General features: G+C 62.6%; 12 protein-coding genes and 1 tRNA gene. 9 read left to right on the top strand and 4 right to left on the bottom strand.

Going from position 1 to position 15,344, the window contains the following annotated elements:
• The 4 genes from WC421_10020 to WC421_10005 all read right to left on the bottom strand — a co-directional run.
• The coding region (locus tag WC421_10020; GenBank protein MFA5162568.1) for a hypothetical protein at nt 1-241 on the bottom strand (241 nt) is incomplete at its 3' end.
• Nucleotides 242-461: 220 nt separating this feature from the next.
• Nucleotides 462-536 (bottom strand) — tRNA-Asn (locus tag WC421_10015).
• Nucleotides 537-686: 150 nt separating this feature from the next.
• Nucleotides 687-1,790, bottom strand: coding sequence for a hypothetical protein (locus WC421_10010; GenBank protein MFA5162567.1), 1,104 nt, complete (start codon nt 1,788-1,790; stop codon nt 687-689).
• Complete coding sequence (locus WC421_10005; protein ID MFA5162566.1) at nt 1,787-4,756, bottom strand: PEP/pyruvate-binding domain-containing protein; 2,970 nt, start codon at nt 4,754-4,756, stop codon at nt 1,787-1,789. Before WC421_10005 ends, WC421_10010 begins: the two co-directional genes overlap by 4 nt.
• A 50-nt stretch (nt 4,757-4,806) precedes the next feature.
• Between WC421_10005 and WC421_10000 the strand changes: the two genes are divergently transcribed.
• The 9 genes from WC421_10000 to WC421_09960 are packed head-to-tail and all read left to right on the top strand — an operon-like array spanning nt 4,807 to nt 15,344.
• Complete coding sequence (locus WC421_10000) at nt 4,807-6,738, top strand: hypothetical protein (protein ID MFA5162565.1); 1,932 nt, start codon at nt 4,807-4,809, stop codon at nt 6,736-6,738.
• A gap of 47 nt (nt 6,739-6,785) precedes the next feature.
• The gene (locus tag WC421_09995; GenBank protein MFA5162564.1) at nt 6,786-7,061 is read left to right on the top strand and encodes a MoaD/ThiS family protein; all 276 of its coding nucleotides are present in this window, start codon (nt 6,786-6,788) and stop codon (nt 7,059-7,061) included.
• 1 nt (nt 7,062) lies between these two features.
• The gene (locus WC421_09990; protein ID MFA5162563.1) at nt 7,063-7,656 is read left to right on the top strand and encodes a nucleotidyltransferase family protein; all 594 of its coding nucleotides are present in this window, start codon (nt 7,063-7,065) and stop codon (nt 7,654-7,656) included.
• Nucleotides 7,646-8,482 carry an XdhC/CoxI family protein gene (locus tag WC421_09985; protein ID MFA5162562.1) on the top strand — a complete coding sequence of 279 codons (837 nt, stop codon included), beginning with the start codon at nt 7,646-7,648 and terminating at the stop codon, nt 8,480-8,482. The genes WC421_09990 and WC421_09985 overlap by 11 nt, the downstream gene beginning before the upstream one ends.
• On the top strand, nt 8,479-10,719 hold the full coding sequence (locus WC421_09980) for a xanthine dehydrogenase family protein molybdopterin-binding subunit (GenBank protein MFA5162561.1): 2,241 nt from the start codon (nt 8,479-8,481) through the stop codon (nt 10,717-10,719). Before WC421_09985 ends, WC421_09980 begins: the two co-directional genes overlap by 4 nt.
• Complete coding sequence (locus WC421_09975; protein MFA5162560.1) at nt 10,698-11,195, top strand: (2Fe-2S)-binding protein; 498 nt, start codon at nt 10,698-10,700, stop codon at nt 11,193-11,195. The genes WC421_09980 and WC421_09975 overlap by 22 nt, the downstream gene beginning before the upstream one ends.
• A complete protein-coding gene (locus WC421_09970) occupies nt 11,177-12,031 on the top strand; it encodes an FAD binding domain-containing protein (GenBank protein ID MFA5162559.1) in 855 nt (284 codons plus the stop codon). Before WC421_09975 ends, WC421_09970 begins: the two co-directional genes overlap by 19 nt.
• The gene (locus tag WC421_09965) at nt 12,031-13,716 is read left to right on the top strand and encodes a metallopeptidase TldD-related protein (GenBank protein ID MFA5162558.1); all 1,686 of its coding nucleotides are present in this window, start codon (nt 12,031-12,033) and stop codon (nt 13,714-13,716) included. The genes WC421_09970 and WC421_09965 overlap by 1 nt, the downstream gene beginning before the upstream one ends.
• Nucleotides 13,713-15,344, top strand: coding sequence for a metallopeptidase TldD-related protein (locus WC421_09960; GenBank protein ID MFA5162557.1), 1,632 nt, complete (start codon nt 13,713-13,715; stop codon nt 15,342-15,344). The genes WC421_09965 and WC421_09960 overlap by 4 nt, the downstream gene beginning before the upstream one ends.

Genomic DNA, 15,344 nt, shown 5'->3' with positions numbered 1-15,344 from the left:
ATGTTTGACGCTCATCATCCCCTCCCTCCTGTCCGAAATTAGCATTTTCCCAGACAGGGTAACTTTTGGGTTCGGGAGGGTCAAAATTCACTGCAACTTCCGGGTCAAATTTGCCTGCAACTTTACAAGCCAAAATCGTTGAAGCCGAGGAAAAGTTATCAAAATTGTATGCCCAGCGGAGCGCGGCACAGATGTCCGCGAATTCCGGACAGTTTTTGCACGATAATATCCGCTTTGCCATGCAACATCTGGATACCGCGCCGCCGGACGCGCAAAAAGCGCTATTCCGCGCGCTTATTCAGGAGATAGTGATACATGATGGCAAGATAGAGATAAAAATGCACCTGAACGCGACCTTGGCGCAAGCTCCGGCTGATTTGGGGCCTATAAACGGAAAAACGCCCCGCGAAACTGGCGAGGCGTTAACCGTAAATGGCTCAAGTTTGTCTGAGCGTCTAGAGTGGCTCCCCGGGCTGGACTCGAACCAGCAACCTATCGGTTAACAGCCGATCGCTCCACCGTTGAGCTACCGGGGAATTCTCCTCATTTTATGTCAAAATGGGCTGCTTTGGCAATGACCGGCGTCAGACTGACCCGCGTCAGGCAGCGTCAGAACCAGAGTCATGACCGGCGTTACCGCGGCATCACCCGCTTTTCCGGCAATGCTATTTGTTGACGGAAGCGGACTATTGAAACAGCATTTTAAGGAAGGGGATAAGCTCCAGCGCTATCAGCAGAATTATTATCAGCTCCAGCAGCACGGCGCGGCGGGTGTTGAACTCGCTGCCCAGAAGATGCGAGATGCTGGCCAGCGTCTCCATCTTGCGGTCCACGCTGCGGCGCCAGTCCGAAAAACGGAACTCCCGGCTGGCGGCGCGGAACACCGTAGCCAGATAAAAATCGCCGACGGTTTTAAGCGAATTCTCCACCCGGCCCAGAAATTCAGAGAACTCCATGTAGCGGCGGCCCGCGTCCTCTGAAAGATTCGCGTAGAAATTGCTGAATACGCCGCCGCCGGGGCGCTTGCCAATGGAGTCGTAGAGGACATCCAGCTTCCGTTCCAGCAGCGCGTCATAATAGCGCATTTCCAGAAGATGGGTGAGGCAGAATTCTATCACGTCCGCCGTCTCGCGGCTGCCGGACGGCTCTATCAGCAATGCGCTGTTCCAGTCTATCACCGCCATGTCGCGGCTGCTGTACTGAAGCGCATGCTCGGCTGCCGATTCGCGGCTGTTGGCGGAAAGCTCCACTTTCTCCTCGGCGAGAATCAGGGCGGGGACGTCGGCTTTCAGCAGCAGCTCGGCGGGGGTTTGCGCGCCGTCGTATTTTTCTATAAGCCAGGTGACGTAATCCTCAACCGTGCTCCAGTCGTTAGGCTGGATGATGGCCGGCGCGATTTTGGCCGACACCCTGCCCCGGCAGGAGGCGGCGCGCGCCTCTATCTCGGTTGATTCCTCCAGCGCGGCGGCAAGTTTGACAAGTTCGCCCCATTCCAGCGGGCCGTCAAGCGGCAGCGCCATCGCCACCGAGATAACGCCGTAATCCCATATCTTGGCCGAGACGGAGGTCTGGAAACTCCTCCCCGCGACGGTGATTTGCTCTATGCCCAGGCTGGCCACAAGCGGCGCGTTCCTGATGACTATCGCCTTGCGCGTGTCGGAGACCAGTTCCAGCCTGCCGCTGGCGCCTTCGCCCGACAGCAGTTCCGCCGCGCGGGCCAGGTTTATTTCGCTTCCCACGTCAAAAACGCGGTAGACTATGGCGCTGCCTTTAAGGACGGATACAGTCATAATGAAATCACTCCCCTGCCGGTGCTGCCGTCCACGCGGATGTCCAGCGGCTTGTCCAGCCGGATGTGGCGGATATGGGCAGTCTCGTCCAGCGCGGGCTGGCGGGCAAGCCAGTCCCAGTTCACCGTCCCCTCGCCCTTAAGCGGGTTGACGGTGAAATATCCGATGCCCAGCGAGGCGACGTTATGAAAAAAATGCGTGCCGTACGACGGCTCGGCATGAAAGTTTTCGGCGGCGGTCTCCACAATGGCGCGGGAGGCGGAAATCTGGCTCCATTTAACCGGTATGCCCAGATACCTGTCCGACGAGCCCCATCTCCCCGGCCCCATTATAAGATAGAGCCGCCCCGCCTTGCGCAGCACGGCGTTTAGGCGCTCTATCTCGGCGGCGATGCGCGGCGTCTCTGAGGTGGAGAAAGTTTCCGGCTTCACATAGACTATATCGGCCACGCCGTTGATGACGCCGTTGCCCAGCGCGCGCGGGCTTTGGCAGATGATTTTAGCGGGGCTGATGCCGTCAAAACTCACCTTTCTGCCGTGCTGGTGCGCCAGCATGGGCCGCATTTGCAGTATGCTGAATTCAAACGGCTCGCCGGGGCGTTCCGGCTCGTTGACGGCAAATTCAATCTCGGCGTGGGAGCCCAGCGCCTCGCAGGCCACGCCGCAGAGGAATTTCAGCGCGTCGGCCAGCGGGAAAAGACCGCCGCTCAGAATCGGCTCAAAACTTACAAGCCTTGCGCCTTTGCGGTTCGCGCCGGAGTAGACCGCGTCGTTTTCGTAGGAGTAGGTGGAGCCTACCTTGTCCAGCACTCCGTCCTCGTATGCGGCATCCAGCCCGAAAAGCGAGACGGACGCCTCCGAATCGTAGCCGAAATCGCCCTGCGGGGCGGACATGTCCACCGCCATGAAATCGCGCTGAGAATTGGCCAGGAAATCCTTCACCGTCGCGAACTGATGCAGATTGCGCGGATAGCTGGGCGAAAAGCACAGCGAGCGGTAGCCGTCCATTATAGTCTTTCCCAGGCCCAGCGCCAGGTAGGCGACGCCGTCTTCCGCCTTAAGCGGCGGCACGGGATAATAATTATAAGACTGCGCCACGCCGGAGATAAGCGGATAGAACCTGCCGTCCCGGTATCTGCGGCCCGCGACGGACTGGACTATCACCGCCATTTTCTCCTCGTCCGGGATGTGGGTGGTGAATCTGAGATATGCCTGCGCCTCGGCGGAGTAGGTGGAGGCGTAGACGAATTTCACCGCCCGGCACAACTGGGCCAGCCGGGCCGCCGGGTCGGGGTGGTTGTTGGCCAGCATGTAGGTCTTGTAAACCCCCGCAAAAGGCTGGCTGCGCGAATCCTCCAGCAGCGAGGAGGAGCGCACCGCCACCGGGCCGCCGGCGGATTCCAGCATGGTGGCAAGGGCGCGCTCCGCATGTTCGGGCAGGCGGGCATTGTCAAAGGCGGAGCAAATCTCCTCGCTGGAATAGCCGCCCCCGGCGAAATGGCGCAGCCCGTTGTTTTCCAGGAAAGCGTCAAAAATATCCGCGGCCAGCGCAACGGTGCCGGGCACGGTCATCACCATGCCGGGGAAGTTGCGCGAGAAGTCGCTTTTGCTCATCAGGAAATTCACGAAAGCCAGCCCCCGCGCCTTGCCGCCCAGCGCGCCGCCGCCCAGTTTCACAAAGGGGCTGTCGGGCTCGTAGATGCGCTCGTCAAAGCGCACGACGGTGCCCAGCTGCCGCCGGCGCACGAATTGATGGATTGTGTTTATGAGATAGCTGCGCAGCGAGCCGATGTCGCCGAAATCGTTCATCTTGCGCGGGCGGATGTGGTAGGCGACTTCAAACTCGGTGCGCGCCATCAGCCATTTGGAGAAATGGTTGCTTCTGGCGTGGAAGGCCACGCTTTCGTCCGGTATGGTGCGCAGCAGCCGCACCAGCCCGTGCAGGTCGGCGGCGCGGCCCGCCTCGTCGCCGCCGGCCAGCCTTGCCACGAAATCGCCGAAGCCGAAATAGGTCAGCATGAAAGACTGCAAATCCTTTAGTATGTTGGGCGAATTCTTGTCCAGAAAAGACGCCCCCGCACGCCCAGCCTCGCCGGAGATGCGCCCGTCAGACGACTGGACCAGTATCGGCATGTCCGGTATTTCCGCCTTCACGCGGCGGCAGAATTCTATGCCGGCCTGCGGGTCGTTGCGGCCCCCGCGCGAAAACTGCGCGTCCGTTATTATCCCCAGCAGATTGCCGCGGTATTTCTGGTAGAGCCGCCAGGCGTCGTCAAAATTGGTGGCCAGCAGTATTTTGGGGCGCGCGCGCATCCGCAGCATTTTGTGAGAGAGGTTGATGCCCTCGGCCATGACGCGCTGGGTCTGCTTCATCAGCTCGGAATATATTATCGGCAGATAGGAGGAGTAGAAACGCACCGAATCCTCTATCAGTATAACCGCCTGGACGTTTGAAAGCGCTATGTCATGGTCTATGTTGAGGCTGTCCTCCACCAGCTTTATGATGGACATGAAAATGCGCGCGTCCCCCAGCCACAGGAACACATGGTCAAAGGCGCGGCGGTCCTCGTCCGACAGAAACAGCACGTCGGGCGCGTTGAAGCATAAAAGCGCAAGCGGCATGTCCGGGTGGCGGCGGCGCGCCTCGCGCGCGAAATCGCCAGCCTCCTGCCCGGGATTGGACATATAAATCACAAGGTCAAACCTGCCCGCGTCCAGTTTGGCCAGCGCCTCCTCCGGCGTGGAGACGCGGGTAACGCGCGGCGCGTAATGCAGGTTCAGGTCCAGGTATTCGCTGAAGACGAGTTCGGTAAGCTGGTCGTCGTCCGCAATCAGAAAGGAGTCATAAGGCGCGGCCACAAGCAGCGCCTCGCGCACGCGGTGCGGCATCAGCTTGTCAAAGCCGCCGAACTGCACGTCGTAATCGCCCACTATCCTGCCGGATGAGACGGTTTCCATGAGTTTCATTTTACTTTTTCTGTTGCCGGGACGCACGGCAACTTAATAAACTTCTGAAAATGGGAAAAAAATACGCGACTCCCGCCGCAAAACCACAGAAACGCGCGCTGGCGCTGGCGGCAGCTTATTTCCTGGCCGGAGGGCTGCTTATATGGCTGGCCCGCAGCGACGCTTTTATCGCCGAGGAGGGGCTTAAGATACAAGTCCCGTGCGGCTGGCTTAGCTCCGCCCCGTACTCGGAACTGCTGATGTCGCGCGAGACGGGCGAAGACGGGGCGTACTACCGTCCGCTGGAAAACGCGCTGCTGGGCACACTCGCCAGAAATTACAGCTGCGGCAGCGACGCGCCCTACAGGCTGGCGGCGGGAATTATCTGGCTTTTATGCGCCGCCTCAATAGTGCCGCCGCTGCTGCGCACGGGCGCGCCGCCTGCTGCGGCATGGTGCGCGGCGGCCCTGCTGATGGCGCATCCCTATAACAGCTTCTGTTTCATTTCGCCGGTGGCGGCATGCAATACGCTGCTTATCCCGGCGGCGGCTGGCGCATGGCTTGCCTTCAGTGCGGCGGAAAGCGGACTGCTGTACTGTTTTCTGTCCGCGCTTTGCGTGTACGCGGGCTGCCTTTCCCGCGAGAATGCCGTGCTGATTCCCGTTGCGCTGGCCACGGTCGCGGCGCGGCAGGGGTTTTCCAGGCGCAGATTGATCGCGCTTGCCGCCTGCGGCGCGGCGGTCGGATTGTATCTGCTGCAGCGGCATTTCGCGCTGGCGCATGACAGGCCCCCGCATCCGGGCGCGATGCAGTGGGCCATGCTGCGATACGCCGGCGCGGCGTATTCAAAGTATCTCGGCATACTCGTTACGGGCAGCTTCCGCGCCATGGGCGGAATGGCCGCCTCCCCGCTTTACGCGCTGCATCTGGCGCTGTGGGCCGCCGCGGCGGCAGCCGCCGTTTTCCTGTCCGCGCCGCGCAGAACCGCTTTGGTATGGCTTGCGCTGTTTGCGCTTTGCGGGGGAGAGATTGCGGCCTCGCTGACCATGAACGGCGAGATTATGCCCACGCGCGCCATATCCTCTTTCGCGCTTGCGCTGATTGGCTTGTGCCTGATTGCAAGGGACAGGCCGCAATATCTACGCCAGATGGCCGCCGCAGCCTGCGCCGTTGGGCTTTTCTGGTTCATCCAGTCCGCGCGGCATGTATACGCCAGCCGCGATGAATGGTCTTTTCTGGAGATACATTCCAATCCGCCCTACAGTTGGAAAGTGGAGGCGGAGCGCGCCCCCTCCCTGCTGCGCCAGGGGCAGCCGCAACTTGCGCTGGAGGCCGCCTCCGCCAGCGAGAAAATGCGTCCCGGCTGGCTCAGCAGCGCCCTGCGCGCGGCGGTGCAGTCCATGTATTTCACCCACAACACGGACGAATTGAAGCGGCTGGCCTCCTCCGGCGATAACGAGGGGGCGGCGCATATCGGCTATGTGAACATCGGCACGGCTTTGGGCAAGGCGGGCGCATGGCCGGAGGCGACAGCCTGTTTCACGAAAGCGGCGCGGCTGGCCCCGCTCTACGGTCCGGCGTGGATGCAGTTATCCTGGGCGTCAAGCAGCGTCGGCGACTGGCAGGCCGCGAAGGCCGCGGCGGAAAAGGCGGTCGCCCTCAACGGCGCGGACGCCAACGGCTGGCAGAATCTGGGCTATTCGCTGCTGATGCTGCGCGACTGGAAAAAATCAGCGGACGCATACCGCCGGCTTTACGAGTTAAGCCCCATGCGCCCCGGCGTGGCGGTATTCCGGGCATTCGCGCTGGAGCGTTCCGGCCAGACCGAGCAGGCATTGGACGCGCTGTCCGCCGCGCCGGACGCCGGCGCAAATCCGCTGATTGTGGCCTATGCCGCGCGGCTGGCAAAGAAACCGGGCCGGACATCTTCCGCCCGGCCTTCGCCGGAAACCGCCGCACAGCTTCAGTCCCTGTTTGACCGGATAATGTCGGGCCGGCCATAATAAGCCTTGCCGGGCTTCGGATATTGTAAAATTGCACAGGTGTTTCAATGGCCAAGGTTATTGTAAAGCTCTACACCACGCTCAAAGACAGACTGGGCGAATCTTCCGTCATACTGGAAGGCGGCAGCGCCTCCGACGTAATCGGCGCGCTGGCCGCCGCAAAGCCCGGGCTGGACAGGCTGCTGCTTGACGAAGAGGGCGTACTGCGCGCGCATTTCGCCGTTACACTTAACTCCGACCTGCTGGATCACCGAAAAATGGCGCAGGCAAAACTGAAAGACGGGGACGTGCTTCATGTGTTCCCGCCGGTGTCCGGAGGGTAGCATGATATGCGGCATCATACTGGCCGCGGGCGCCTCATCGCGCATGGGACGGCCCAAGGCGCTGCTGGAGTACAGGGGCGGCACTTTTCTTGACGCGGTCTGCTCCGCCATGCACGGGGCGGGCGTTCACAGCATAACCGTGGTAATGGGCGCGCATGCGGCGGAAATACGCGGGAAATGGCCGGGCAGACACACCCATGCGCTGGTCAACCCGCACCCGGAGCAGGGGCAGCTGTCCTCGCTGAAAACGGCGCTGCGCAACATGCCGGTATACGCCGGCGCGGCGGTGATGGCGCTGGTGGACCAGCCGGAGGTAAGCTCCGCCGTCTATGAGAAGCTGATAGACGCCTGGCGGCAAAATCCCGGCTGCATCGCAATCCCGAGGCACAGGGGAAAGCGCGGGCATCCCATAATACTGGATGCCAGGGTCTGGCCGCTCTGTTTTGAAGCCCCGCCGGACAAGGGGCTGCACTGGGTAACGCATCACGGCAGCGTCTCGGTCATAGATGTAGACGTAGACGAGGAATCCGTGATACGCGACATAGACACGCCGGAACAATACGCCGTTTTGACACGGAGCCGACATGATGAATGAGCCGGAACGGATTTTCAGGCTGCTGGACCAGGCCATAGAGGCGGGCCGGGAAGCCGCGCTTGTTACGATTATCTCCTCCGCGGGCTCCACGCCGCGGGACGCGGGCTCGCGCATGGTTGTTTTTCCCGGCGGGGGTATCGCCGGAACCGTCGGCGGCGGCAGGCTGGAGGCTTTGTGCATAAAATCCGCCCTCGCCGCGCTGAAGCTGGGCGAAAACCGGCGCGAGAGCTTCGACCTCACCCCCGGGGGCGCGGGCATGTTATGCTCCGGCAGGGCGGAGGTTTACATAGAGGTTTTTTCCGCAAAAATAAAACTGCTGATTCTGGGAGCCGGGCATGTGGCGCTTAAAATCGCCCGGGCGGCCGGCTGCGCCGCGATACCTTACAGCGTCGCAGACGAGCGCGCCGATTTCGCCAGCAGGGAGCGTTTCCCCGAGGCGGCGGAAATAGTGGTCGCCCGTCCCCACAAAGCCATAACCCCCGCCCGGGTGGACGGGCGCACTTATATAGTGATTGTTACGCGCGGACATGCCTTTGACGCGCAATGCCTGCTGCGCGCCCTGCCCACCAAGGCGGCGTATATAGGGATGATAGGCTCCGCCTCCAAGGTGCGCGAGGTTTTCGCCGGCTTCAACCGCAAAGGCCTTCATCCCGAAAGGGACAACCGCGTTTTCTCGCCCATAGGGCTGGATATAAGCGGCAAGACGCCGGGCGAGATAGCCATTTCCGTCCTGGCGGAGATATTGAAAATCGCCAACGGCAGAACCGGCGCGCACATGCGCGTGCGGGAGGCCCGCCCCGCCGGCAAACGGCCCGTGAAACGATGACCGAGCTTTTCACCGTCGGCAAAAGCGAGATTCGCAAGGACGCCCTGCCCAAAGCCTGCGGCGCGGCGGTGTATGTGGACGACTGCGCCCCCGCCGGAACGCTCTATGCCGCGGCGGTGCGCAGCGCGCATCCGCATATCCTTATAGAAGAACTTGATTTTTCCGAGGCCGCCGCCGTAAGCGGTTTTGCCGCCTCTATAACCGCAAAAGACATCCCGGGCAAAAACCAGTGGCCGCTGGTTAAAAACGATTATCCCTTCCTGCCGGAGAAGGAAGCCAAATTCTGCGGCGAGACGCTCGCCATCGTCGTGGCGGACACCCGCCATGCCGCGGTTGAGGCGGCGCGCAGAACCCGCGTCGCATTCCGCAAGCTGGAGTTTGTGACGGACCCGCTTGCCGCGATGGAGCCGTCCGCCCCGAAAGTCCACGGCGAAAACAACATCATCTCCAGCTACCGAGTGAAACGCGGCGATGCGGAAGAGGCCATCCGCTCCGCCGACGCGGTGGTTGAGGCGGTCTATACCGCCAATTACCAGGCGCATGTCTATCTGGAAACGCAGGGCGCGCTGGCCGTGCCGGAAAACGGCGCGATGACGATATACACCTCCACCCAATGCCCTTTTTACGTGCATGACGCAGTGGCCTGCGTTCTGGGCGTGCCGCAAAACATGGTACGCGTGGTGCAGCGGGTAACGGGCGGCGGCTTCGGCGGCAAGGAGGATGTGCCCGCCCTTGTGGCCGCGCATGCCGCGCTGGCCGCGCGCAAAACCGGCAGGCCGGTCAAGCTGATATACGAGCGCGACGAGGATTTCCTGTCCATGAGCAAGCGCCACCCGGCGTGGATGAAAGTCCTCTACGCCGCGCGCAGGGACGGCAAAATCACCGCCTGCCGGGTGAAGTATGTGCTGGACGGCGGGGCTTACGCCACGCTTTCGCCTATAGTCCTCTGGCGCGGGACAGTACATGCCACGGGCCCCTATGTCCTGGACAACCTCCTGGTGGAAACCTTCGCCGCCGCCACCAATAAGGTTCCATGCGGCGCCTACAGGGGGTTCGGCCAGCCGCAGATTTCCTTCGCGACAGAATCCCTCATAGACGAGCTGGCCGCAAAGCTGGGAATGGACCCGGTGGAACTGCGCCTTAAAAACATTCTCCGCCCGGGCGATAAAACCGCCTGCGGCCAGACGGTGTCCCAGTCCTGCGGGCTGGAGGAGGCGCTGCTTGAGGCGCGCCGGCGCGCCGGCCCGCCCAAACCCGGGCGCGGGACGGGGTTTTCGGTCAGCTATTACGGCGTGGGGCTTGGCGCGGGCGGGAAATATCTGGACAGGGCCGGCGCGGCGGTTACGGTTTTCAAGGACGGCTCGGCGCAGGTCGCCGTCGGCAATACCGAGATGGGGCAGGGCGCGCAGACCGTGCTGGCCCAGATAGCGGCGGAATCGCTAAACGCCCCGTATTGCGCCGTGCGCGTTTCGGAGGTGGACACCGCCCTTGTCCCGGATTCCGGGCCCACCGTCGCCAGCCGCACCACTTTAATGGCCGGCAACGCCGTGCTGGAGGCCTGCTCCCCCCTGCGGGAGCGGCTGTTTTCCGCCGCGCGGGATTTGCTGTCTGCCAAAGGCGCGCCCGCCGGGGAAATGGCTGCGTCAAACGGCGTTTTTTCCGCCGGAGGCGCCGCCGTGTCTTTTGCGGAGGCCGCCGCCGAATGCTGGGGCCGCCGCCTGAAAATGGCCGAACACGGCTGGTACATAGCCCCGCCCACGTCCTATAACAGCGAGGACGGACAGGGTGTCCCCTATGTAATCTACGCCTATTCCGCCAACGCGGCGGAAGTCTCCGTGGACCGCGAAACCGGCGAAATCCGTGTGGAGAAACTTATCTGCGCCCACGACATGGGCAAGGCGGTAAACCCGCAGCTTACCGAGGGGCAGATGCAGGGCGGCGCGTTGCAGGGGATGGGGTACGCCGTCTGCGAAAATCTGGTGTTAAAAGACGGCGTCATGCAGAACCCGAATATGACGGACTATCTGGTCCCCTCGGCGGAGCAGACGCCTGAGTTTGATTGCGCCATCATAGAGCGCGGCTACGAGCAGGGCCCCTATAACGCCAAGGGTTTCGGCGAGGCGCCTCTTATCGCCGTCGCGCCAGCCGTGGCCAACGCCGTCTTTGCGGCCTGCGGCGCGCGGCTGCGCGAACTGCCCATGCTGCCGGAGAAATTATGGAAAGCTCTTCAAAAATAAGGCTGGGCTGCGCGGTCAACGGCGCGGCGGTGTCGCGGGAAATTGATTCCGGCCTCACCCTTGCCGAATTTCTGCGCGGGGAACTGCTGCTTACAGGCACCAAAACCGGCTGCAATCAGGGCGAATGCGGCGCATGCCTTGTGATTGTAAACGGCAGGGCGGTAAATTCCTGCCTTTTCATGGCGGCGCAGGCCGAAGGTGCAAGCATTATCACCATAGAGGGCATAAACAAGAACGGCCCGCATCCGCTGTCCAGTGCCTTCGCGGAAGAGGGCGCGGTGCAGTGCGGTTTCTGCACGCCGGGCATGATAGTGGCCGCCTACGCGCTTTTAAGCGAAACCCTCTCCCCGACCCGCGACCAGATAAAAGAAGCCCTCTCCGGCAATATCTGCCGCTGCACCGGCTACGAGATGATTTTCCGCGCCGTTGAAAAAGCTGCCGCGGAGATGAGGAAAAAATGCTCAACGCCGGCATAATACTGCCCAACACCCTTGCCGAGGCGCTGCGCGTTCTGCGCGGCGGCGGCAGGGCGCTTGCCGGCGGAACCGATTTGCTAATATCGGCCCGGCGCGGCGGCGCGCCGGCCCCGTGGGTTGACATAAGCCGCCTTCCGCAGCTACGCGGCATACGGCGGCAGGACGGGCATATTTTCATCGGCGCGGCGGAGAAAATAACCGATGTGGGCGCGCATCCGCTGACGCGGGAAATGCTGCCCGCGCTGGCGCAGGCCTGCCGCAAATTCGCCTGCCCGTCCCTGCGCAACATGGCCACTCTGGGCGGCAACTGCGCCAACGGCTCGCCTGCGGCGGACGGGTTGTGCGCCCTCTGCGCCGAAAACGCCGCCGCCATCATCGCAAACGACGGCGGCATACGGAAAATCCCGGTTGAAAGCCTCGTTCTGGGCCCGAAAAAAACCGCGCTTTCGCGCTGCGACATCATTCTGGGTTTTGAGCTGCCCGACACCGCGCACAAAGGCGTTTATCTGAAGCTGGCGGCGCGCCGCTCCTTTGCCATTTCAAAAGTCTCCGCAGGCGTAACATTGCGGCTGGAGAACGGCCTGGCGCGCGGCGTCTCCATAATGCTGGGCGCGGCGGGGCCGCGCCCGCTGCGCGCCGCCAAATCCCAGGAAATTCTGGAAGGCGCCCCTCTTTCCGCAGACATGATAGAGCGCGCCGCGCTGGCCGCGCGGGACGCCTGCTCGCCCGTGGACGACGCGCGCTCGTCCGCCGAATACCGGCGGGCGATGGCGGCGGTGCTGGCGCGCCGCGCGCTAAGCATCATTGCAAACGACGCTGCTAAGGAGTCCCTGTGATGAAACAACTGCTTTGCGCCGTCCTGCTGGCACTGCCGGCCCGGCCCGCATTGTGCGGCGGCGACATTCTCAATGCCATGTCAAAGGAGCTGGACCGCTCTCTTTCCGCCTACGGCAAGGCGGAGGATGCGCCGCTGTATTTCCTTTCCTATCAGATGACCGACGACCGGCGCTGGTCCCTTTCCGCCGAGCTGGGCGGCATAAACCAGGACGACATGTCGCACGAGCGGTATCTGGACATAGACGCGCGCGTCGGCTCGCCGGAGCTGGATAATACTCATCAGGTCAAGGGTGCGGCCGCCATGAGCGGCGACCACGGCGACGAGGGCAGGCATTTCCTGGCGCCCCTGGAGGATGATGAAACCGCGCTGCGCGCCTCCCTCTGGCGCCAGACGGAGGAGGAGTTCAAGAAAGCCCAGGAAAAATACACCAAGGTGAAAACCAACCACGCCGTAACCGCCGACGAGGAGGACGGCTCGCCCGATTTCTCGCAGGAGAAGCCGGAAAAATCCTTCCGCGAGGTTGAGTTCCCGAAATTGGACAGACCGCAGTGGCGCGCGCGGCTGGAGCGCCTGTCCCGCGAGATGCGCAGGTATCCGTTCATTTACTCCACGGATGTGAATTTTTCCGTCTCGGCGCAGAACAGGTATTATGTCAACAGCGAAGGCTCGCGCATCGCATCGGGCAATGTCTACATCACGCTGGGCTACCGCCTCGGCAGCCGCACCGACGACGGGATGGAGCTGGAGCGATACAAAAGCTACGAGGGCCTCTCCGAACAGGATTTCCCCTCCGAAGCGCGCGTTATCGCAGACATAGCGGCCTCCGCCGCGGAGCTCAAGGCCCTGTTGGACGCGCCGGTCGCGGAGCCGTATTCGGGGCCCGCCATACTCAGAAACCGCGCCGCCGCCGTGTTTTTCCACGAGATTTTCGGACACCGGGTGGAAGGGCAGCGCCAGAAGGACGAATTTTCCGGCAAGACCTTCGCCGACAAGGTGGGCGGCGAGATAGTGTCGCCGCTGATTTCCGTGGCCGACGACCCGACTCTGAAACGTTTCAACGGCCTGGCCCTGCGCGGCTGGTACGATTACGACGACGAGGGCGTCCGCGCCCGCCGCGTGGAAATCGCCGAAAACGGGGTGCTGCGCGCTTTTCTGATGAGCCGCTCGCCTATAAACGGGTTTCCGCAGTCCAACGGACACGGCCGCCGCGAGCCGGGATACGACGCCGTGGCGCGCATGGGCAACACCATAGTCTCGGCGAAAGCGGCGGTGCCCTATCCCCGGCTGCGCGAAATGCTTATAGAGGAGATTAAGCGCCGCGGCAAGCCCTACGGCCTGGTGTTTGAGGACATCGCCGGCGGCAACACCAACACCAGCGTGTTCGGCGCGCAGGCGTTCACGGTGATACCGAAACTGGTCTACCGCGTCTACGCCGACGGCAGCCCGGACGAGGCCGTGCGCGGCGTGGATCTGATAGGCACGCCGCTTACCGTTTTCACCAAGATAACCGCCGCCGCGGACGACCCCGCGGTATTCAACGGCAGCTGCGGAGCCGAATCGGGATGGGTGCCGGTTTCGGCGGTGTCGCCCAGCCTTCTGGTGTCGGAGATGGAGGTGCAGAAGGTGGTCAAAATGCACGAGAGGCCGCCTCTTATCCCGCCGCCTTCCGCGGAGGCGCAGTGAAACCCGCATTGCTCGCGCTGCTTGCCGTTCTGCCCGTCCGCGCGGCGGAGTTCCCCGCCGGCGACAAGTGCATGTCCGCCATGAAAGACGAGATGGCGCGCACCCTCTCCAGCCTCAGGATGGACGATTTTCCCGGGCCGTATTTCGTTTCCTACGCGCTGCATATGGAGCGCGGGTGCGAGATAACGGCCAGCCTGGGCTCGCTTGTCAGAAGCCGCGACGTGATGCAGATGCGCGGCCAGGCGGAGGTGCGCGCCGGCAGCCCGGAGTTTGACAACTCCAACTTCTACGGCTCCTCGGACGAGATGGGGCCCGCGGGGTTTCTGAGCAGCCTTGACTGCAACTACGGCAATACCCGCCATAATCTCTGGCAGCTTACCGACCTGAACTACAAAACCGCGCTGGAAAAGCTGGACCAGAAACGCGCTTTCCGCGAAAAGCGCAACATAGCCGACCCGCTGCCGGACCTGACCCCCGCGCCCGGTATCCTGCTGTCCGAACCGGAAGCTCCCGCAGCCGGCGGGCGCGCGGAGCTGGAAAAGCTGGCCAGAACCGTCTCCGCCGAATTCCGCAAATATCCCGCTCTGGACAAGACGATGGTCAACATCGCGCGGGACAACGGGCTGCGCCGCTATCTCAACAGCGAGGGCGCGTTTTACCGCTCCGCCGCCGCAAACGACGTCAGCGTGGAGTTTACGGCCCAGGTCCAGTCCGCCGACGGCTTCAAAATCGCGCAGCGGATGAGTTTTTATTACGATGCGGCCTCGCTGCCGGGGGCGGATTTTTTCCGCGCCCGCGCCGGAAATTTCGCGGCGGAGACCGCCGCGCTGGCCGGCTCCGCTACGGCCGCGCCCTACATAGGCCCCGTCCTGTTTGAGGGCGAGGCCGCAGGGGAGCTGTTCAAGGAAACACTGGCGCACAGCCTGATAAGGCCGCGCGCCTGGTGGACCGAGCGCGAACGCGACCCCGAAGCCGGCGCTTTTTCCGGAAAGCTGGGGATGCGGGTGGCGGCGCCGTCCATAAACGTAACGGACGATCCCTCGCTTAGGGAATGGAACGGCCAGCTTCTGGCCGGGCATTACCTTGCCGACGACGAGGGCGTCCCCGCGCAGCGCGTGGAGCTTATAAAAAAAGGTAAGCTGGCGGATTTGCTGCTCAGCCGCGCCCCCGTCAGGGAGCGCGCCGCCTCCAACGGCCACGGCAGAAGCCGCTATTCCTGGGCAGAGGCGGTGCCGGGGAATCTGATAGTGAGCGTCTCCTCCTGTGCGCCCGCAGGCGGGATGAAAGCGCGCCTTCTTGAGATGTGCCGGGAGCTGGAGCTTGATTACGGCGTGATACTGCGCCGCGTGGACGATTTGCGCGGCGTCTTCTGCGCCTACAGGGTCTATGTGAAAGACGGGCGGGAGGAGCCGGTCCACGGCTTCCAGCTGGCCGAGCTTTCCCCCCGCGCGCTGCGCGATATCGTGCTAGCCTCGGATACCGCCGGCGCCTATGACTACAACTACAAGGGCGTGCCGTATTCCATAGTCGCGCCGTCGGTGATAGTGCAGGAGGTGGAGCTTAAGAAGACAGAAATCAAGCCCGACAAGCCCCATTACCTGCCAAATCCGCTTTTCCAAGCGAGGTGA

This window comes from Elusimicrobiales bacterium (assembly GCA_041651175.1).
In the GTDB taxonomy this organism is placed as follows: domain Bacteria; phylum Elusimicrobiota; class Elusimicrobia; order Elusimicrobiales; family Elusimicrobiaceae; genus JAQTYB01.
The sequence above is the reverse complement of the archived record's forward strand: the minus strand, read 5'-3'. Positions and strand labels throughout refer to the sequence as shown.